This is a genomic window from Streptococcus sp. HF-2466, from assembly GCF_015594645.1.
GTDB lineage: Bacteria > Bacillota > Bacilli > Lactobacillales > Streptococcaceae > Streptococcus > Streptococcus anginosus.
Genome location: NZ_JADNQU010000001.1, coordinates 177,731 through 198,657, shown reverse-complemented (window position 1 = coordinate 198,657; position 20,927 = coordinate 177,731). Strand labels below are relative to the sequence as shown.

At 38.5% G+C, this 20,927-nt stretch carries 21 protein-coding genes and 1 riboswitch; of the genes, 19 read left to right on the top strand and 2 right to left on the bottom strand.

The features are described from left to right. Positions 1 to 81: 81 nt before the first annotated feature. The 14 genes from IYQ91_RS01010 (at position 82) to IYQ91_RS00950 (ending at position 12,851) form a co-directional block, all read left to right on the top strand. Entirely contained in the window at positions 82 to 453 is a 372-nt protein-coding gene (locus IYQ91_RS01010; RefSeq protein ID WP_223350767.1) for a DUF805 domain-containing protein, read from the top strand. Continuing rightward, positions 453 to 623, top strand: a complete 171-nt coding sequence (locus IYQ91_RS09930) for a hypothetical protein (protein ID WP_226997586.1) — start codon at positions 453 to 455, stop codon at positions 621 to 623. Before IYQ91_RS01010 ends, IYQ91_RS09930 begins: the two co-directional genes overlap by 1 nt. 654 nt (positions 624 to 1,277) lie before the next feature. Beyond that, complete coding sequence (locus IYQ91_RS01005) at positions 1,278 to 2,264, top strand: Gfo/Idh/MocA family protein (protein ID WP_195672801.1); 987 nt, start codon at positions 1,278 to 1,280, stop codon at positions 2,262 to 2,264. Positions 2,265 to 2,285: 21 nt separating this feature from the next. Then, the gene (locus IYQ91_RS01000) at positions 2,286 to 2,939 is read left to right on the top strand and encodes a uracil-DNA glycosylase (protein WP_174720595.1); all 654 of its coding nucleotides are present in this window, start codon (positions 2,286 to 2,288) and stop codon (positions 2,937 to 2,939) included. A 36-nt stretch (positions 2,940 to 2,975) separates the two neighbouring features. Continuing rightward, complete coding sequence (locus IYQ91_RS00995; protein ID WP_195672800.1) at positions 2,976 to 3,446, top strand: NUDIX hydrolase; 471 nt, start codon at positions 2,976 to 2,978, stop codon at positions 3,444 to 3,446. A 12-nt stretch (positions 3,447 to 3,458) separates the two neighbouring features. Beyond that, positions 3,459 to 4,736, top strand: coding sequence for a dihydroorotase (locus IYQ91_RS00990; RefSeq protein WP_195672799.1), 1,278 nt, complete (start codon positions 3,459 to 3,461; stop codon positions 4,734 to 4,736). A gap of 266 nt (positions 4,737 to 5,002) precedes the next feature. Then, entirely contained in the window at positions 5,003 to 6,193 is a 1,191-nt protein-coding gene (gene metK / locus IYQ91_RS00985; protein WP_195672798.1) for a methionine adenosyltransferase, read from the top strand. Between the two features lie 416 nt (positions 6,194 to 6,609). Then, positions 6,610 to 7,869 (top strand): UDP-N-acetylglucosamine 1-carboxyvinyltransferase, encoded by a 1,260-nt coding sequence (locus tag IYQ91_RS00980; RefSeq protein WP_117644510.1) that lies wholly within the window; start codon positions 6,610 to 6,612, stop codon positions 7,867 to 7,869. A 78-nt stretch (positions 7,870 to 7,947) separates the two neighbouring features. Continuing rightward, on the top strand, positions 7,948 to 8,499 hold the full coding sequence (locus IYQ91_RS00975) for a GNAT family N-acetyltransferase (RefSeq protein WP_049533965.1): 552 nt from the start codon (positions 7,948 to 7,950) through the stop codon (positions 8,497 to 8,499). Further along, on the top strand, positions 8,492 to 9,769 hold the full coding sequence (gene spxR / locus IYQ91_RS00970; protein WP_162614537.1) for a CBS-HotDog domain-containing transcription factor SpxR: 1,278 nt from the start codon (positions 8,492 to 8,494) through the stop codon (positions 9,767 to 9,769). The genes IYQ91_RS00975 and spxR overlap by 8 nt, the downstream gene beginning before the upstream one ends. 24 nt (positions 9,770 to 9,793) lie before the next feature. Continuing rightward, entirely contained in the window at positions 9,794 to 10,651 is an 858-nt protein-coding gene (locus tag IYQ91_RS00965; protein ID WP_003024703.1) for a methionyl aminopeptidase, read from the top strand. Between the two features lie 50 nt (positions 10,652 to 10,701). Continuing rightward, entirely contained in the window at positions 10,702 to 11,610 is a 909-nt protein-coding gene (locus IYQ91_RS00960; protein ID WP_003024700.1) for a YihY/virulence factor BrkB family protein, read from the top strand. Positions 11,611 to 11,683: 73 nt separating this feature from the next. Further along, complete coding sequence (locus IYQ91_RS00955; protein ID WP_106100445.1) at positions 11,684 to 12,142, top strand: MarR family winged helix-turn-helix transcriptional regulator; 459 nt, start codon at positions 11,684 to 11,686, stop codon at positions 12,140 to 12,142. Position 12,143: 1 nt separating this feature from the next. Then, positions 12,144 to 12,851 (top strand): B3/4 domain-containing protein, encoded by a 708-nt coding sequence (locus tag IYQ91_RS00950; protein ID WP_126466838.1) that lies wholly within the window; start codon positions 12,144 to 12,146, stop codon positions 12,849 to 12,851. A gap of 65 nt (positions 12,852 to 12,916) precedes the next feature. On the opposite strand, the gene IYQ91_RS00945 is transcribed toward IYQ91_RS00950, so the two are convergent. Continuing rightward, a complete protein-coding gene (locus IYQ91_RS00945; RefSeq protein ID WP_022526909.1) occupies positions 12,917 to 13,360 on the bottom strand; it encodes a GtrA family protein in 444 nt (147 codons plus the stop codon). Between the two features lie 28 nt (positions 13,361 to 13,388). Next, positions 13,389 to 13,497, top strand: a riboswitch (PreQ1 riboswitch). Here IYQ91_RS00945 and IYQ91_RS00940 point away from each other — a divergent pair. Then, positions 13,495 to 14,004, top strand: a complete 510-nt coding sequence (locus IYQ91_RS00940; RefSeq protein ID WP_022526908.1) for a QueT transporter family protein — start codon at positions 13,495 to 13,497, stop codon at positions 14,002 to 14,004. (Overlaps the previous riboswitch by 3 nt.) 135 nt (positions 14,005 to 14,139) lie before the next feature. Here the strand turns inward: IYQ91_RS00940 and IYQ91_RS00935 are convergent, their stop codons facing one another. Next, complete coding sequence (locus IYQ91_RS00935; RefSeq protein ID WP_021001645.1) at positions 14,140 to 15,087, bottom strand: 2-dehydropantoate 2-reductase; 948 nt, start codon at positions 15,085 to 15,087, stop codon at positions 14,140 to 14,142. A 198-nt stretch (positions 15,088 to 15,285) separates the two neighbouring features. On the opposite strand from IYQ91_RS00935, the gene ligA reads away from it, so the two are divergent. The 4 genes from ligA to rpsP all read left to right on the top strand — a co-directional run bounded on the left by ligA (position 15,286) and on the right by rpsP (position 20,917). After that, positions 15,286 to 17,244 carry an NAD-dependent DNA ligase LigA gene (gene ligA / locus IYQ91_RS00930; protein ID WP_195672797.1) on the top strand — a complete coding sequence of 653 codons (1,959 nt, stop codon included), beginning with the start codon at positions 15,286 to 15,288 and terminating at the stop codon, positions 17,242 to 17,244. An 8-nt stretch (positions 17,245 to 17,252) separates the two neighbouring features. Further along, complete coding sequence (locus tag IYQ91_RS00925; protein WP_024051581.1) at positions 17,253 to 18,212, top strand: diacylglycerol kinase family lipid kinase; 960 nt, start codon at positions 17,253 to 17,255, stop codon at positions 18,210 to 18,212. Positions 18,213 to 18,225: 13 nt separating this feature from the next. Further along, the gene (gene pulA, locus IYQ91_RS00920) at positions 18,226 to 20,526 is read left to right on the top strand and encodes a type I pullulanase (RefSeq protein WP_195672796.1); all 2,301 of its coding nucleotides are present in this window, start codon (positions 18,226 to 18,228) and stop codon (positions 20,524 to 20,526) included. A gap of 118 nt (positions 20,527 to 20,644) precedes the next feature. After that, entirely contained in the window at positions 20,645 to 20,917 is a 273-nt protein-coding gene (rpsP, locus tag IYQ91_RS00915) for a 30S ribosomal protein S16 (protein ID WP_003024685.1), read from the top strand. Positions 20,918 to 20,927 lie beyond the last annotated feature (10 nt).

The following is a 20,927-nucleotide window of genomic DNA, read 5'->3' as shown; positions in this document are numbered from 1 at the left end:
TTGTTCTCTAAAAATTAATTTCCGTTGATTTATTAGGGAAAGTATGATATTCCTATTAGAAATTAAAATGTTAGGAGATTTATGATATTTACAGCTTATAAAAAGTTTTGGACTCACTATGCTGATTTTGAAGGAAAATCAACTAGATCTGACTATTGGTGGTCTGTTTTGTGCAATGTTTTGATTACACTTCCATTTGGTATTATGGCTTTTGGGTCAATTTTGGTTGCAATCTTCAATGTTGTACAGCAAGCGACTTATTATGATTATGAAGGAGAATTTGATCCAAGTATTTTTATAAGTAGTTTAGGTTCCGAATTTTTTATCATTATTTTATTGAGTGTTTTTGGGATAGCAACTTTAGTCCCAAATTTGGCGATTATGTGCGTCGTTTGCGGGATGCTGGCTATCATTGGGCATTTATCTTTTTATATGCAGGTCCTATACTTTTGATGTGGGTTCCAATTTTAAATATTTTAGCTGCCGTTGCTATGTTACTATGTTCTATCGCTCTAATTGTCCTACTTTGTATGCCAACTAAAGAAGTGAAAACATCTACGGTTCACCAAGGACAATTTACGACACAACAAGCACAATCTCAGCAACAACCTGTTCAAGCATAACAATTTACTTAACCACAAGAATAAGCAGTTGAACCTGAAACAACACCAACTCAATCTCAACAAGAATCTGCGATTACCATTGAAACTCCAGAACAAGTTGTTCAATCAGATGAGAAAGAGTTGGACTCAGCTATCTCTGAAGATAACTAAACTAGAAATGCTCCAATAATGCATTGGGGTGTTTTTTAGAAATGACGATTTTTTTAATATCATTTTTAGGAATTTATTCCTGAATAAGCCAATCTTATATCTCTTTTATCCCATTAGAGAAATGACCTATTTAAGCCAATTTTTAGTCTTTATTTGGATCGTTGTGATAATCAATGAAAAAGCAAATGATAGCAATCGCAAAAATAAATAATCCAAATCCGATAATAGTTTTTATTATGATATTTGAAAAGTAAAATAAAGCAATAACCAAAAGTAAAAATACAATAAACCAAGACCACATAAAATTGCTCCCTTCTCAATTTATTATAACATAAAGGAATATTCTGAATAATTGTAATCCTTGATTTTATTCGATTGTTTAGATAGAAAAGAGTAGTTTGATTTCATAGGATTTTGTCAAAAGGGATGTCTCTACACAAAAACTCAGCTAAATGAAGGAAAATTTGGTATGATAAAGATAATTATGTAGCTAGGAGAATGACCATGGGAAATAAGGTACGCTATAATTGGGCAACTTTAGGTACAGGTGTGATTGCTAATGAATTGGCACAGGCCTTGGAGAAATTGGGTGGAAAACTCTATTCTGTTGCCAATCGAACATATGCAAAAGGTATGGATTTTGCACAAAAATACGGTATTGAAAAAGTCTACGACCAGATAGATGACGTATTTAGTGACGAAAATGTGGATATTATTTACATTTCCACGCCACACAATACGCATATTGATTTTTTGCGAAAAGCATTAAAAAACGGAAAACATGTTTTATGCGAGAAGTCCATTACGCTCAATTCAGAAGAATTGGAAGAAGCAGTTTTATTAGCCGAACAAGAACATGTCGTTTTGGCAGAAGCGATGACGATTTACCACATGCCAATCTATCGAAAATTGAACAACATCATTTCCAGTGGTCAATTGGGTGATTTAAAAATGCTTCAAATGAACTTTGGCAGTTACAAAGAATATGATATGACCAATCGTTTCTTTAATCGTCAGCTTGCAGGTGGTGCACTATTAGATATTGGCGTGTATGCCTTGTCATTTGTTCGGTGGTTTATGACATCTCGACCCAATCAAATTCTTTCACAAGTGAAATTTGCACCAACGGGCGTTGATGAGCAGGCGGGGGTTCTTCTGACGAATGCTGAAGGAGAAATGGCAACTTTGACCTTGAGTCTCCACGCTAAACAGCCTAAGCGAGGAACAATTGCTTATGATAAAGGCTATATTGAAATATATGAATATCCTCGAGGACAAAAGGCGGTTATTACCTATACGGAGGACGGGCATCAAGAAATCATTGAAGCTGGAAAGACGAGTGATGCTTTAATGTATGAAATTCTTGATATGGAAGAAGCAGTAGCTGGTGACAAAAATGAGATGTATTTGGATTATAGTCGTGATGTCATGAAAATCATGACGGATTTGCGAAAAGAGTGGGGCGTGACTTATCCAGAGGAAGAAAAATAACGATATAGAACAGGAGAAACAATGGAACACTCAGCTTGGCATAGTTTGATTAAGCAACAATTACCTGATGGTTATTTTGGTAAAATTAATTATTTTTTAAATCAGGTTTATTCATCAGGCACAATCTATCCGCCGCGTGAAAAAGTATTTAATGCGATACAAACGACGGATTTAGCAGATGTAAAAGTAGTGATTTTGGGACAAGACCCTTATCATGGTCCGCGTCAAGCGCAGGGGCTGAGCTTTTCAGTACCAGATGATATTCCAGCGCCGCCTTCTCTTCAAAATATTTTGAAAGAGTTAGCAGATGACATTGGCATCAAAGAATCTCATGATTTGACACCATGGGCACAGCAAGGAGTCTTGCTGCTGAATGCCAGTTTGACTGTTCCTGCTGGGCAAGCAAATGGGCATGCCGGTCAAATCTGGGAACCGTTTACGGATGCTGTGATTAAGGTTGTCAATGAAAAAGATACACCTGTTGTCTTTATACTCTGGGGCTCTTATGCACGCAAGAAAAAAGTCTTGATTACCAATCCTAAACATCTCATTTTAGAATCTCCTCATCCAAGCCCTCTCTCAGCTCATCGTGGATTTTTTGGCAGCAAACCTTTTTCTAAAACAAATGTCTTTCTAACATCTCAAGGGATAGAGCCGATAAATTGGTTATTATAAGTAGTTTTATATAGTGGTATTTTCGAAAGGAGAAAAATGGTTAAGTTAGCAACGATTTGCTATATTGACAACGGCAAAGAATTTTTATTGCTACATCGAAATAAAAAGCCTAATGATGTTCATGCTGGTAAGTGGATTGGTGTTGGGGGTAAATTAGAGAAAGGTGAAACGCCGCAGGAGTGCGCTGTAAGAGAAATCTTTGAAGAAACAGGTTTGCGGGTCAATAAGCCAGTATTAAAAGGTATTATCACGTTTCCAGATTTTACACCTAACCATGATTGGTATACCTATGTATTTAAAGTGACGGAGTTTGAGGGAGACTTGATTGACTGCGATGAGGGGACTTTGGAATGGGTGCCTTATGAACAAGTTTTGTCCAAACCAACTTGGAAGGGAGATCATACGTTTCTATCTTGGATTTTAGAAGATAAACCATTCTTCTCGGCTAAATTTTCTTACAAAGGAGAGAAGTTGGTGGAGAGTCATGTTGATTTTTATGGAGAATAAGGAGAAAAGTACATGTTGTTAATTAAAAATGGTCGTGTCATGGACCCTAAGTCTGGTTTAGATCAGATTCGCGATGTTTTGGTTAAGGATAAAAAAATTCTTAAAATTGGTCAGGATTTGAAGGCAGAAAACGCTCAGGTGATTGATGCGACTGGATTGGTGGTGGCGCCAGGGCTGATTGATATTCATGTTCATTTTCGTGAACCTGGTCAGACGCATAAAGAAGACATTCATACGGGTGCTTTAGCTGCGGCAGCGGGTGGATTTACAACGGTTGTCATGATGGCAAATACCACTCCAACGATTTCAACAGTAGAGACGTTGAAAGAAGTATTAGAATCTGCCGATCGTGAAAACATTCATATTAAGTCTGTTGCAACCATTACAAAGAATTTTGATGGACAGCATTTGACAGATTTCAAAGCGCTTTTGGAAGCGGGAGCTATTGGTTTTTCAGATGACGGAATTCCATTAAAAAGTACAAAAATAGTACGCGAAGCTTTGGAAGAAGCTGACCAAAATGGTACATTTATCTGCCTTCACGAAGAAGACCCAGAACTCAATGGTATCCTTGGGTTTAATGAGCAGATTGCCAAAGAACATTTTGGATTTTGTGGTGCGACTGGGGTCGCTGAATATAGTATGATTGCGCGTGACGTGATGATTGCTCATGCAACCAATACTCATATTCATATCCAGCATTTATCAAAAGCAGAAAGTGTGAAAGTCGTGGAATTCGCTCAGCGATTGGGCACTCACGTAACAGCAGAAGCAGCGCCCCAGCATTTTTCTAAGACAGAAAAGCTATTGTTGTTAAAAGGTAGCAATGCTAAAATGAACCCGCCACTTCGTTTGGAATCAGATCGTTTAGCTGTCATTGAAGGACTTAAGTCTGGAGTTATTTCAGTCATTGCGACAGACCATGCACCTCATCACTCTGATGAAAAGAATGTAAAAGACATCACCAAAGCACCGTCTGGCATGACAGGTCTAGAGACATCACTTTCGCTTGGCTTGACGTATTTGGTGGAAGCAGGTCATTTGACACTCATGCAGTTGCTGGAAAAAATGACGATTAACCCAGCGCAACTCTATGATTTTGAAGCGGGTTACCTTGCTGAGAATGGGCCAGCAGATCTCACCATTTTCGATACAGATGCTGAACGCATGATAACAGAAGATTTTGCCTCAAAAGCAACTAATTCACCATTTATCGGTGAAAAATTAAAAGGTGTTGTTCACTATACGATTTGTGATGGACAAATTGTCTATGGAGGCAAATCATCATAACAAGCATAAGGTTGGAAGTGTTTTTCAACCTTATTGTATTTTAAATTTCTTATAATTTTTAGAAAATTTTCTGTTTATTAGGATAAAAAATGATACAATAGAGAAGTTAAAAGAGTCCCGAAAAGGTAGTCAAAGGTTAAATATTAACCATAGAGACTAGTGCTTTGTAACTTTTTAACGTAAGTCTGTTTACAGATTTTCAAGTAACTTCCTAGCAATAATAGAATTTTTAGGAGGGAATATTTCATTAAAAGGGGGACATGAATATGTCAGAACGTAAACTCTTCACGTCTGAATCTGTATCTGAAGGACATCCAGATAAGATTGCAGACCAAATTTCAGATGCTATTTTAGATGCTATCTTGGAGCGGGATCCAGAAGCTCATGTGGCTGCTGAGACAGCTGTCTATACAGGCTCTGTCCATGTTTTTGGGGAAATCTCTACCAATGCTTATGTGGATATTAACCGCATAGTTCGCGATACAATTGCAGAGATTGGTTATACAAAAGCTGAATATGGTTTTTCAGCAGAAACAGTGGGGGTGCATCCGTCGCTTGTTGAGCAATCACCAGATATCGCTCAAGGGGTGAATGAAGCCCTTGAAATTCGTGGAAATGCTGAACAAGATCCGCTTGATTTGATTGGTGCCGGTGATCAGGGGCTGATGTTTGGTTTTGCTGTAGATGAAACATCTGAACTAATGCCGTTGCCTATTTCTCTCAGTCACAAATTAGTCCGTCGTTTAGCAGAGCTTCGCAAGTCTGGAGAAATTTCCTATCTTCGTCCGGATGCAAAATCTCAAGTAACGGTTGAATACGATGAAAATGACCAACCAGTGCGCGTGGATGCTGTCGTTATTTCTACACAACATGACCCAGAAGTAAGCAATGAGCAGATTCATCAAGATGTGATTGAAAAGGTCATTAAAGAAGTAGTTCCAGCAGAGTATTTGGATGAAAAAAGTAAGTTTTTCATCAATCCAACCGGCCGCTTTGTTATTGGCGGACCTCAAGGAGATTCTGGTTTAACTGGACGTAAGATTATCGTTGATACATACGGCGGTTATGCACGCCATGGAGGTGGGGCTTTCTCAGGAAAAGATGCCACAAAAGTCGATCGTTCTGCTTCTTATGCAGCGCGTTATATTGCTAAAAATATTGTTGCAGCAGGATTAGCTAAGAAAGTAGAAGTTCAGCTAGCCTATGCTATCGGAGTTGCACATCCAGTATCAGTCCGCATTGATACTTTTGGTACAGGTGCAGTTTCAGAAAGCAAGCTTCAAGAAGCAGTTCGACAAATTTTTGATCTTCGCCCAGCGGGTATTATTCAAATGCTTGATTTGAAACGACCAATTTACCGTCAGACTGCTGCCTATGGGCACATGGGACGTACGGATATTGACCTGCCGTGGGAAAAACTTGATAAAGTAGATGCTTTGAAAGCAGCTGTGAAATAACAAGTAGGTCGCTTAGACTAAAAATCTTTAGTTTCAAAATAAACCAGTAGCGCAGTTGGCTGATTACTCAAAGCAGGACTTGGATATAGCGAACAGAGCTTGTGCTAAGCAAGTCTCAAGACTATTCGTTTTTCAAGCTCAGAAAAGAGTACTTTTGATAAAAAACTTTTACCTCTCAACAGTCTAGGAAATTGTTGAGCAACCTTTCGGGGATGAGATTACGAACTAAAAATTTTCAAATTTTAGTTCGATCTCACTCCTTTTTTAATGTTACAAAAATAAAATGGCTCTGTAATCGTTATATAACAAGAATGACAAGTCAAAAGAGATTTCTTTAAAAGGATAGGATTTTCCCAGAAACTGTGTTATAATAAAGTGCAGTATATTTGATTAGAAATTCTTTGAAAGAGCTGAAAATGAAAAAAATTGTAATTAATGGTGGTCGCCCCTTAAAAGGAGAGGTGACTATTAGTGGTGCTAAAAATAGCGTAGTCGCTTTAATTCCGGCGACAATTTTATCTGATGAAATCGTGACATTGGACTGTGTGCCAGATATTTCCGATGTTGTGAGTTTGATTGACATTATGGAAGCTATGGGAGCTACTGTTGAGCGCCAAGATGATACGCTAAGAATTGATCCTCGTGGTATAAAAAATGTGCCAATGCCTTATGGTAAAATCAATAGCTTGCGTGCTTCTTATTACTTTTATGGTAGCTTGCTGGGCCGCTATGGCGAAGCAACAGTTGGTTTACCTGGTGGCTGTGATTTGGGTCCGCGACCTATTGACTTGCATTTGAAAGCATTTGAAGCCATGGGGGCTACTATGTCTTACGAGGGGAATTTCATGAACCTTTCGACAGGTGGTAAACATCTCCACGGAGCTAGTATATACATGGATACGGTAAGTGTTGGGGCGACCATTAACACCATGCTTGCGGCAGTAAAAGCAAAAGGGCGCACCGTTATTGAAAATGCAGCTCGTGAGCCTGAAATCATTGATGTAGCGACACTTTTGAATAATATGGGAGCACACATTCGAGGAGCGGGTACGGATATTATTGTCATTGAAGGTGTTGACAAACTTCATGGTACTCGTCATCAAGTCATTCCAGATCGAATTGAAGCAGGAACTTATATCTCAATGGCTGCTGCAATTGGTGAAGGCGTGCAAATCAACAATGTCCTTTATGAACACTTAGAAGGCTTTATTGCGAAATTAGAAGAAATGGGAGTTCGCATGACCGTTTCTGAAGATAGTGTGTATGTCGAAAAGCAACATGACTTGAAAGCAATCAATATTAAGACGGCTCCTTATCCAGGCTTTGCTACAGACTTGCAACAGCCTATTACGCCACTTTTATTGACAGCTAAAGGACGTGGCTTGATTATTGATACGATTTATGAAAAACGAGTAAATCATGTCGCTGAATTAGCGAAAATGGCAGGTAAGATTTCAACGAGTGCCAATCATATTGCTTATGAAGGACCTAATCAATTGCAAGGTGCAGCGGTCAAAGCAACTGATTTGCGGGCAGGAGCAGCACTTGTAATTGCAGGATTGCTAGCTCACGGGAAAACTGAGATTACAAATGTAGAATTTATTTTGCGTGGTTATTCAAATATTATTGAAAAGTTGACGAGTTTAGGAGCAGACATTCAGCTTGTCGAAGAATAGATTCGAAACAACGTTGACATGATGAGGTGAAATAGCCCAGTTGGCGTACCAACTGGGTCTTATCTTTAGAGGTAAGATATGAATTTGTGGACAAAATTGGCGGAATTCGCCTTTATAGAAACAGAACATTTAGTATTACGTCCATTTTCCTTTATGGATAGTGAAGATTTTTATAAAATTGCCTCCAATCCTGAAAATCTACGCTTCATTTTTCCTGTGCAGGCTAATTTACAAGAAAGCCAACATGTATTGGCTAATTATTTTATGAAACATCCTCTTGGAATTTGGGCGATTTGTGATAAAGCTTCTGAGAAAATGATCGGATCTATCAAATTTGAAAAGATAGACGAAATCAAGGGCGAAGCAGAGCTTGGTTATTTTCTTCGGCATGATTATTGGGGACATGGTCTGATGACTGAGTGCGTCAAAAATATTGTTTATTTGGCATTTACACAGTTTGATTTGAAGCGACTTTATATTATAACTCATCTGGAAAACAAAGCCAGCCAAAGAGTTGCCGAGAAGACAGGATTTTCTTGTAGGCGGCAGTTCAAGGGGAGCGACCGTTATACACGTAAAATGCGGGATTATTTAGAGTTTTGCTATGAAAAAGGAGACTTTCATGAGTAAACATCAAGAAATTATCGCTTATTTGGAAGAATTACCAGTAGGAAAGCGTGTTAGTGTACGCAGTATTTCCAATTATTTAGGAGTAAGCGAGGGGACTGCTTATCGTGCAATTAAAGAAGCTGAAAATCGTGGATTGGTAGAAACACGTCCTCGTAGCGGCACGATTCGCGTAAAATCTCCCAAAGTAGAGCTGGAGCACTTAACATTTAAAGAAATTGCTGAAATTACGAAATCAGAAGTATTAGCTGGTCAAGACGGACTTGAAAAGGAATTCAGTAAATTCACAATCGGGGCAATGACCGAGAAGAATCTCTTACGTTACTTAACGGAAGGAGGTCTCTTGATTATTGGAGACCGCACCCGTATTCAGTTATTGGCTTTGAAGCATGAAAATGCTGTTTTAGTGACAGGTGGCTTAGAAGTGAGTTCTGATGTTTTAAAATTAGCGAACCGCCTAAGCATTCCTGTTCTAAGATCCCAACATGATACCTTTACAGTTGCAACGATTATCAATCGTGCTCTGTCCAACATGCAGATCAAAACAGATATTTTAACCGTGGAACAGGTTTATCGTGGTAGTCATGAGTATGGTTTCTTAAAAGATACAGATACCGTTCGTGATTTTATGGATTTGGTTCGAAAAAACCGTAGCAGTCGTTTTCCTGTTGTTAATCAGCATAATATGGTCGTTGGCGTGGTGACTATGCGTGATACTGGTGACAAGTCTCCTCACACTATTTTGGACAAAGTCATGACGAAAAATATCTATGCCGTCACTTTAAACACCAGTATTGCCAATGTTAGCCAGCGTATGATTACAGAAGATTTTGAAATGGTACCAGTTATTCGGAGCAATCAAACTCTTCTTGGAGTCATTACGCGTCGTGATGTCATGGAAAAAATGAGTCGGGAACAAATCTCCAGCCTACCGACTTTTAGTGACCAAGTCTCTCAAAAACTTCGTCATATCAACAATGAATTTTCTTTTGTTGTGGAACCTTTTATGTTAGAAAGTAACGGTGTTTTGTCTAACGGGATTCTAACAGAGATTTTAACGACAGCAACGCATCAATTCATGACATCTGGCAAGAAAAATATTATTATTGAGCAGATGATGATTTATTTCTTGCAAGCTGTTCAGATTGATGAAAGTTTGACACTTCGACCAAGAATTGTTCGACAAACAAGGCACTCTGCTATTTTGGATTACGATATTTATTTAAAACTTCAATTGGTTGCAAAAGCGACCATTACAGTAAAGATAAACTAATACCTCAGATATTAAGGAGAAAGAATGATAACTTTAAAATCACAACGTGAAATTGATTTAATGGAAAAAAGCGGCGCATTTCTCGCCAGTATTCATATAGGTTTAAGGGATTTGATTAAGCCAGGTATTGACATGTGGGAAATTGAAGAATATGTCCGCAGACGCTGCAAAGAAGATAATGCGCTTCCTCTTCAAATTGGCGTAGAAGGGAGCATCATGGACTACCCTTATGCCACTTGCTGCTCATTGAATGATGAAGTGGCACATGCTTTTCCACGTCATCAAAAATTGGTTGAGGGTGACTTAATTAAAGTAGATATGGTTGTTGGCTTGGTTGATAAAGCAGAATTGGATGTTTCTAAACTCGATTTCAACAATGTAGAGCAGATGAAACACTATACAGAAAATTTCCGTGGAGGTGTTGCGGATTCTTGCTGGGCTTATGCAGTTGGTCAAGTGAGTGAAGAAGTGCACCAACTGATGGACGTGACAAAAGAATGCCTTTATCGTGGAATTGAAGCTGCTCAAGTTGGCAATCGAATTGGTGACATTGGTGCAGCGATTCAAGAGTATGCGGAAAGTCATGGCTATGGTGTCGTTCGTGACTTGGTAGGACACGGTGTTGGACCAACCATGCACGAAGAGCCAATGGTGCCTCATTACGGACGCGCTGGACGCGGATTGCGTCTTCGTGAAGGCATGGTTTTGACAATTGAGCCAATGATTTCAACAGGTACTTGGGAGATTGACACAGATTTTGAAACGGGTTGGGCTCACAAAACGCTGGACGGTGGACTTTCTTGTCAATACGAACATCAATTTGTGATTACCAAAGATGGTCCTGTTATCTTAACCAGCCAAGGAGAAGAAGGAACTTATTAAAAATAAGAATGGAAAGGGGCTTTTTGCTCTGTATTCTAGTAGGAGACGAGATGAAAAAGTTTGTTTCTAAGATTGGACAGAATCCGTTTTTACAATCCTTTTTTAAATTTTATCAAGCATCCGAGATTGATTTGACAAGCATTGCAGTGGCTTATTATTTGCTGATTTCGATTTTTCCGTTGCTATTGATTGTTGTGAATATATTGCCTTATTTTCAAATTCCGATAGCAGAATTTTTGGAAGCAATGGAAGATGTTCTGCCTGAATCGCTGTATGAAGTCGTTGCAAAGGTTACCCGAAATTTGCTAACTCAGCCTTCTTCTGGCTTGTTGAGTTTTTCTATCCTTTCGGCTTTATGGGCATTTTCACAATCAATGTCATTTTTGCAAAAAGCATTTAATAAAGCTTATGGTGTTGCAAAAGATAGAGGTCTGATATCACATAGATTATTTAGTTTAGTCATTAGCTTGGGATTGCAATTCCTCTTTGCCTTGTCTCTTTTACTGACAATGTTTGGGAGAATGTCGCTTCGCTTGCTTCATAGCTTTTGGGAGTTTGATGATCAACTATATGCCAGTTTGCAAAGAATGACCCAGCCGACTATTTACACCTTGCTGTTTCTTTCTTTACTGATGCTTTATTACTTTTTACCCAATGTAAAAATCAGGAAAATTCGCTATGTTCTGCCGGGAACGATTTTTGTAGTTTTTACGATTGGAGTATTGTTAAATTTATTTTCCGTTTATTTGGACACTTATGTAAATCACTTAATGGATGTCCGATTTTTTAGTTCCATTTTTGTTGTCGTCGTCATGATTTGGTTTACCCTCATTGCCCAAATTATGATTATTGGGGCAATCTTAAATGCAAGTTACCAAGGTTGTCACGAAAAAGAATTTGAAACGAGACATAAACAACTGACAACGAGACTTATAAAAAATAAAGAGAAGTTCAAATAAAACTTCTTTTTTTGTGGTGTTTTTTTGTTGCATTTGCAATAAAATGTGGTATAATATTGCTTAAGGAGGCAATATGACGATTTTGCGAGAGATTGGTATCATCGCTCGAGCGTTGGATTCAATGGCGAATATTGAATTTCGCCATGTTGATTTGGCCAAAGGGCAGTACCTTTATTTGGTTCGTATCGTAGAAAGTCCCGGTATTATTCAAGAAGAGCTTTCTGATTTGCTGAAAGTTGATCGTTCAACTGTTGCTCGCTCCGTCAAAAAATTAGAGAGTAAAGGTTTGATTGAAAGAAGAAGTGCAGCTGGAAATTTAAAAAATAAAGAGCTTTTTGCGACAGACACAGGAAAAAAACTTTATCCGTTTATCTTAGCAGAGCACACTTATTCTGAGCAGCAGGCTTTGACAGGATTTTCAAAAGAAGATGCTCAATTGTTAGAAGACATGTTAGCAAAGGTGCGACAGAATATTACTGATGATTGGGAATTGGTTAAAAAAGGACAAAAAAGAAATTATGGAGATGTGTAAAATGAAAGTCACAGTTGAAAATGAATTTTGGGAATTATTCCCTCAAGCACAAATTAGCATTATGGTTGTTAAAGGCTTGGATAATAGCGTTGACGAAAGCAAAGACCCTTATTTTAAATCTTTGTTGGACAAGGGAAGCAAGCGAGCAGAAGATTTTATCGTAGATGAAACCTTTACGCAAAATGACGTGATTCAAGAATGGCGCGGTGCTTTCAGTAAGTTTAAAACTAAAAAAGGTGCGCGTTCTTCTATTGAAGCTCTTTTAAAAAGGGTAAGTCAAGGTCGTGAGTTCAATCCAATCAATCCATTGGTGGATATTTATAACAGTGTGTCACTTTCCTATGCTGTTCCTTGTGGTGGTGAAGATATAGCTAAGATTCAAGGAGGCTTGCATCTTGGAAAAGCGCAAGGAGGCGAACCCTTCTTTCCACTTGGTGCAGAGACAGACGCACCAGCTCTTCCAGAGGAAATTATTTATTATGATGATGAAGGAGCTGTTTGTCGTTGTTTTAACTGGAGGGAAGCGCAACGGACAATGCTGACTGAAGACACAACGGATGCAGTATTAGTCATTGAAGCAATCAATGAAGACCAAGCTAAACGCGCGCAAGCAGCTATGCAGGAATTGCAAAGTTTAGTTGAAGATTATTTTGGAGTCAAAGGAGAAATCACTCATCTAACAATTGACAATCCAAGTGTAGACATTTAAGAAAAAAGAGCATTAAAGCTCTTTCAGATTGCGGGCAAACCACCATTTGAGGTAGGTTTGTCTTTTTAATTAGTTGATTTATTTTTAAATACAAAGACTTTACTAAAAACATAATTGAGCACAATAATAACGATTTGAGCAAATAAAGTTTCAATGGTATTAACTGCTTTGATGTCATTGTGGACAAATTGACCAATAATGTTAGGAAATGTTGTGACAAAAATGAATGTGAGCCCCATGTCCAGCAGAAAAGTGGAAAGTCGCGCAAGAGCAAATTTGACAAAACGAGCGCCCCAGCCCTTTCTTTGTTGCTTAAAAACAATCGTGTCATTTGTCGCAAAAGCAAAAAGAATACCAGCGATATTTCCTAAAGCTGTAGCAAGTAATTCATTGCTCGTCAAAGCGTAACAAAGCATACGAGTAAGGACGGCGACAACAGTTGTAGCAACACCGAAAAACAAATAAGATAAAATTTCGTTGTCAAAAAAGTGTTTAACATATTTTTTCATAGATTTAGTCTATCATATTTGCAAAAAATGTGCTATACTTGAAAAGCTGTATTCGTTTTGTCAATACAGCCCTTGGCGCTTAGTTCCCTTTCGTCAAGCATATTACACGCGGTTTAGCCGCTAAAGGAGAAAACATGGAAAAAATTACTGTTCGTGATATGGCTCAGATTGCTCTTGTTGCTGCGATTTATGTCGCACTAACAATGACACCGCCTCTGAATGCTATTAGCTACGGTGCCTACCAATTTCGGATTTCTGAAATGATGAACTTTATGGCTTTTTATAAACCAAAGTACATCATCGGAGTCACGTTGGGGTGTATGATTGCAAATTTATTTAGTTTTGGAATCATCGATGTCTTTGTCGGTGGTGGCTCAACTTTGGTCTTTTTGAGCTTAGGTGTGTATTTCTTTAGAAAATACATGCATGAATACTTGTTTAATGGACTGATCAATAAAGCTTTCTTTTATTTTGCGATTTTCTTTTCACTTTCTATGGTTACCATTGCAGCTGAATTGTATCTTGTCGCTAAAGCACCGTTCTTTTTGACTTGGTTTACGACAGCAGTAGGAGAGTTTGCTTCACTCATCATTGGTGGAATTTTAATGGACAAGCTAAATAAGCGGATTGATTTAGGAAAATAATTTTCGTTAATATTAGATTCAATAAAAAATATGCCCAAAAATTCTTCGGCATATTTTTGTTTATCTAGAAATTAAAAAATATAAGACCATATCGTTTTATGATTTTTGTAAAAACAATGAATTTTCTAGCTAAGTTTATTTTGCACCTAATAATTGTTCTTTACAATGGACGAGTTCAGTTATAAGGGCACAGTATGGCGTGTCTACACCATATTGTTGTCCCTTTCGTGCAATAGCTCCGTTGATATAATCAATTTCTGTCAAACGATTGTGCTCGTTCAAATCTTGATACATTGACGGATAATGCAAGCCAATTGTATCGCGATTATAACAATTCTTTTCAATGTAGTCCACGGTTTCTGTGACATTCAAGTCTACATTTTCGTGTTTTGCAACTTCTGCAAACTCGCTAACAATTTTCACAACAATATTATGTGCAGGAGTAGTGTCTCCAAAGTCTGCCATATTAGCAAGCAAAAGGGTACACAAACTATTCATCGTTCCGTTGACACAAGCTTTTTTATAAATGGCATATAAGATATTTTCTGTGTATTGCGCATTTAATCCGGCAGAATTCAAGGTTTCAATGACTTTATAAGCTGCTTGTTCGGCTTTTGGATCTGCGACTAAATTCTTCAAAGCGATTGAGCCGTTTCCAAATAATTTTGCACGTCCAGGTTCTTCCATACCAGCAGTCCACATGGTATTTCCAATCATAATTTGATTTCTTGGGACATATTTTTCAATGACTTCTTCGTGACCAATCCCATTTAATAGACAGAGAACAGCTGTATTATCATGTATCAAAGGTTGAATATCTGCTAACATCGCTTCTAGCTGCATGGCTTTTGTAAACAGAATAATTAAGTCATTAGATAAGGTTGGATCTACTTCGCTTTGCAAATAGATGGGCAACTTGGCAACAACTTCTTCGCCGTTTAAGTTAGCTTGTAAGCCATCCTTTTGGATAGCTGTGACATGTTCTTTCCAACCATCTACTAAAGTCACTTTATGCCCTGCTCGATGCAACATCAGAGCAAAGCGGCTACCCATGGCACCGACACCTGCAATTGTAATATTCATACTAACAATTCTCCTAGCTTTTTTATTTATAGTATATTTTACTTCTTTTATGTATTTTAATCAATTAAATTTTGGAAATTTATCATATTTGATGTGATGATGATTATTTTTCTGCTATTTTACATTTTTGTCTAATTTTTTGTAAAGAATATAGGTAAGAATGCTGTAGAAACGCATGAATTATGATAAAATAGAACTATGAAAGACAGAATGTTAGAACTGGTGAAGTTGCTCAATCAGTATGCTCATGAATATTATACGACTGATAATCCAAGCGTATCAGATAGTGAATATGATAAGTTGTATCATGAATTATTAGATTTAGAAAAGCAGTATCCAGAGTTCGTTCAGCCTGATAGCCCAACTCATCGTGTGGGAGGTAAGGTTTTAGAAGGTTTTGAAAAATACCAACACCAGTATCCGCTCTATAGTTTGCAGGATGCTTTTTCACGTGAAGAGTTAGATGTATTTGATGCACGGATTCGGAAAGATTTTCCAGATGTTAGCTATCTATGTGAACTAAAAATTGACGGCCTCTCTGTTTCTCTCATGTATGAAAAGGGGATTTTAGTTGCAGGAGCGACTCGCGGAGACGGTTCTGTTGGGGAAAATATCACAGAAAATCTGAAAAGAGTGAAAGATATTCCTTTAAAGTTGCCAAGCGAAGTTGATATGACTGTTCGTGGGGAATGTTACATGCCACGCAGCTCTTTTGACGCGGTGAATCAGCTACGCCAGGAAAACGGAGAACCAGAATTTGCTAATCCGAGAAATGCAGCGGCAGGAACATTGCGTCAGTTGGATACGGCGATTGTTGCCAAGCGAAATCTTGCAACCTTTCTCTATCAAGAAGCCAGTCCGACAAGTGCGACGAGCCAAGAAGCTGTTTTAAATCAGTTATCTAAAAATGGATTCAGTGTGAATGAGCGGCATATTTTGGCACATTCGATGGATGAAGTGTGGCAGTTTATTGGACAAATCGCTCAAGAACGCGACCAGTTACCGTATGATATTGACGGTGTTGTAATCAAGGTAAATGATTTGGCGGTACAAGAAGAGCTTGGTTTTACCGTAAAAGCACCTAAATGGGCGATTGCTTACAAATTTCCAGCCGAGGAAAAAGAAGCGCAGCTTTTATCAGTTGACTGGACGGTTGGGCGGACTGGAGTTGTTACGCCGACCGCCAACTTGACGCCTGTGCAATTAGCAGGGACAACGGTCAGCCGAGCCACTTTGCACAATGTAGATTACATTGCTGAAAAAGATATTCGCAAAGACGATACAGTTATCGTTTATAAGGCGGGCGACATTATTCCGGCTGTTTTGCGAGTGGTTGAAAGCAAGCGCCAATCAAAAGAGAAATTGGAGATTCCAAAGAATTGTCCAAGTTGCAACAGCGAGTTAATTCACTTTGAAGATGAGGTTGCTTTGCGCTGTATCAATCCACGTTGTCCTGCACAAATCAAAGAAGGCTTGATTCATTTTGCTAGTCGCGATGCCATGAATATCACAGGTCTTGGTCCTGCTGTTGTAGAAAAGTTATTTGATCAGCAGTTGGTAAATGATGTGGCTGGCATTTATCGCTTGACTGTCGAAGATTTGCTGCAATTGGAAAATTTTAAGGAAAAATCAGCTAATAAGTTGTATACTGCTATTCAGGCTTCCAAGGAAAATTCTGCTGAGAAATTATTATTTGGCTTGGGCATTCGCCATGTTGGAAGTAAAGCCAGTCAGATTTTGTTGGAGCATTTTCATGATTTGGAGCAATTAGCAAAAGCAAAAAGAGAAGAGATTGCTGCGCTGGATAGTTTAGGAATGGTGATTGCTGAGAGTCTTTCCAGCTATTTCGCACAAGAAGGAACTCATATTTTATTGTCGGAATTAAAAGAAGCGGGGTTAAATTTCACCTACCTTGGCGAAAAAGTGGCAGCAGATGCAGCACTTTCTGGATTGACCGTTGTTTTAACAGGAAAATTGGAACGTCTCAATCGTTCAGAGGCAAAAAAGAAATTAGAAAGTTTAGGTGCAAAGGTGACGAGCTCGGTCTCTAAGAAAACAAGTCTAGTCGTTGTCGGAGCAGATGCAGGAAGTAAATTAACAAAAGCTCAAGAGTTAGGAATTGACATTCGTGATGAAGCTTGGCTTGAGAGTTTATAGAGGTTTGTATGGAAACAGCTAGAAAAAGAGCACGATTGATTTATAATCCGACCTCTGGTCAGGAAATTATTAAAAAAAATATCGCAGAAGTTTTAGACGTTTTAGAAGATGTAGGCTATGAAACAAGTGCTTATCAGACGACGCCAGCTCCTTTATCAGCTCAAAATGAAGCAGAGAGAGCAGCCAAAGCGGGATTTGATTTAATTGTTGCAGCTGGTGGCGATGGGACAATCAATGAAGTGGTCAATGGGGTAGCACCGTTGAAAAATCGTCCAAAGTTGGCGTTTATTCCAACTGGTACGACCAATGATTATGCACGCGCCCTCAAGATTCCAATGGGGGATCCGGTGGCAGCAGCTCGTATCATTGAAAAAAATCAAACTATAAAAATGGATATTGGTCAGGCTTATGGGAAAAAATATTTTATTAACATTGCTGCAGCGGGAACTTTGACAGAATTGACCTATAGTGTTCCAAGTGAAGTCAAGTCACGTCTAGGCTACCTTGCCTATGTCGCAAAAGGAGCAGAAATGCTGCCAAAATCTAAATTACGCAAGGTACACATTGAACATGACCACGGTGTGTTTGAAGGTAAGGTCTCTTTGATTTTTGTTGCCTTGACAAATTCAATCGGCGGTTTTGAAAAATTAGCGCCAGATACAGTACTAGATGACGGTAATTTCACCTTAATTTTGGTGAAAACTGCTCGGTTGTTTGATATGTTGGCGTTGATGATTCAAGCAATCAATGGTGGTCAACATGTGACAGATGTGAATGTAGAATATTTAAAAACAAGTAAGTTAAAGTTAGAAGTTTTAGACAAAAAAGCCCCATTCATGTTAAATCTGGATGGCGAATATGGTGGAGATACTCCTGTTGAATTGGAAGTTCTTCATAACCATTTAGAATTTTTTGCAAATATTGATGAGATTAGCGATAGTGCTTTGTCATTGGAGAATAAAGAATAATCAGGAGAATGTGATGTTAGACTATCGTGTCTTAATCCATTACCATAATCAATTAGGAAATTATGCAGCCTATAATATGTGGAAATGGCAAATGAATAAATGGGGAGAAGAGAGTACTTTTTCCCAGTATGATGATTTCGGGATTCAAGGAACCTTGTCCTATAAAAGCGAACAAGCTTTGAGTAATGTCCATGTCATTGTAAAAACAACCGATTGGTCTCACCAGTCGGTTGACTATTCCATTCAGTTGTTACCATCTCATTTAGTGACTGAGGTTTGGATTATCGAAGGAGACAGTCAAGTTTATTATTCTAGGCAGGCTGCTATGACTAGTCCGTATTATGCAAAGCAAGATCCTCATGCTTTTGATATGGCATTAGACAGCAAACATTTTGATCAGCATTGGGGGTATCAAGGTTGGTTAGGGTGTCGGTATAATGGTGAACAAGCAGAATTCAAACTCTGGGCACCGACTGCAAAAAAAGTTCAGCTAGTAGTCTACAAGAATAGCACTAACAAAGCGAAAATCTGGAAGGTCTACGACTTACAAAGAGGAGAAGATTTTTCCAAAGATCATGCTAAAAATACAATCGGAATTTGGTCTCGAGTGATTTCAGATGACTTGGCAAATAAAGCCTATCAGTACCAGCTAGAGTTTGAACATCACAAAACAGTAACACGCGATCCGTATGCGGAAGCCGTAACGGAAGATGGAAAGCGTTCTGTCATTTTATCGCCTGCGGAGCGAAATCCAAAACATTTCCAAGTGAAACAAGGGCAACAGGCAATTTGGCGTCTAAAGAATCCTTGTCAAGCTGTTATTTATGAGATGCATGTACGAGATTTGACGAAGTCTAGCAGTTCTGGCGTGTCTAAAAAACACCGAGGAACCTTTTTAGGGGCTTGTCAAAAAGGAACCAAAAATCGATCTGGCCAGGCGACGGGATTTGATTATATCCAATCTTTAGGTATCAATGTTGTACAATTGCAGCCCATCTCTGATCGACACAAAGAGTATGACCAAGACGGAAATGTAATGTATAATTGGGGCTATGACCCTCAAAATTACAATGCTCCTGAAACGAGTTTTTCAACAGATCCAGCAAACCCATCTCAAGGAATGCGGGATTTAAAAACGATGATTCAAGCCTATCATGATGCGGGCATTTCCGTAGTGATAGATGTTGTATACAACCATATTTATTCGACTCATGATTCACCGTTTCAACAAGCAGTGCCTGATTATTACTATCGAATGAATCCAGACGGATCTTTCCAAAATGGAACAGGTGTGGGGAGCGAGACAGCCAGCGAGCATGAAATGTTTCGTAAATATATGATTGATTCTATCCTTTATTGGGTAAAAGAGTATAATATTGATGGTTTTCGTTTTGATTTAATGGGCATTCATGATATTGAAACGATGCGTCAAATTCGGGAAGCGTTAGATGAAATTGACCCGAGAATTCTCACATACGGTGAAGGTTGGGATATGGGGACAGGATTGCTTCCGCTTGACAAAGCTAAAAAAGATAATGCCTTTGAATTACCTAATATCGGATTTTTCAACGATACTGAACGTGATGCTATCAAAGGCGCAGAGGTTTATGGTGGTTTGAAAGCTGGCTTTGTAAGTGGTCAAGCGACAGAATCAATTGTTGCCAAGGCAATTCTAGGAAGTAGTGAACTAGGAACCTATCTGGAGCCAAAACAAGTTGTTAATTATGTAGAAGCGCATGATAATTACAATTTGCACGATTTGTTAGCTGAACTGCACCCAGATGATGATGAATTGACTCGTACTAAGCGGATTGAATTAGCAACTGCGATGAATCTCCTCTTGCAAGGCATGAGTTTTATGGAGTTGGGACAGGAATTTTCACGTAGCAAACTAGTGGCAACTGGAGCAAATGGAAATACCATTCAGGCAGATCATAAGCGCGCTATGAACAGTTATAACGCTCCCGACGTTGTCAATCAAGTAGACTGGGATTTATTAGCTCATCATCAAGAAAGTATCAACTATATCAAACAGATGATTCGTTTAAAAACGACAACAAAAGAATTTTCTTACCAGCATTATGATGACATTTACCAGCATGCCTTTGTACATTCAGCGCATTCCGGAAGTGGCATTGTCATTTTTGAAGTGAAAGATGATAATTATTACCTCGTAATTTTTAATGCAAGTGGTGATAGATACAATATTGAAGATATTGGAAATTTGAAACTTGTAGCTGGAAATAGTCGTCAAGTTAGCGATTCTTTTGTTGAAGATCTGACAGCTACAGTCTTTGAAGTTGTAGAATGGTAATATCAAAAGATGTCAAGATTTTTTCTTGACACCTTTTCTTTCTTGTGATAAGATAGAGTATGTTGGGAGTAGCTCTGCTATTCCTAAAAATAAAAAAGAGAAAAGAGAAATTTTTAAAATGGCAGTTAAAATCCGTTTAACTCGTATGGGTTCTAAGAAAAAACCTTTCTACCGTATCAACGTAGCAGACTCACGTTCACCTCGTGACGGACGTTTTATCGAAACAGTTGGAACATACAATCCACTTGTTGCTGAAAACCAAGTAACTTTAAAAGAAGATCGTATTCTTGACTGGTTGTCAAAAGGTGCTCAACCTTCTGATACTGTTCGTAACATTCTTTCAAAAGCTGGTGTGATGAAGAAATTCCACGATTCTAAATACTCTAAATAATAGAAGTGCA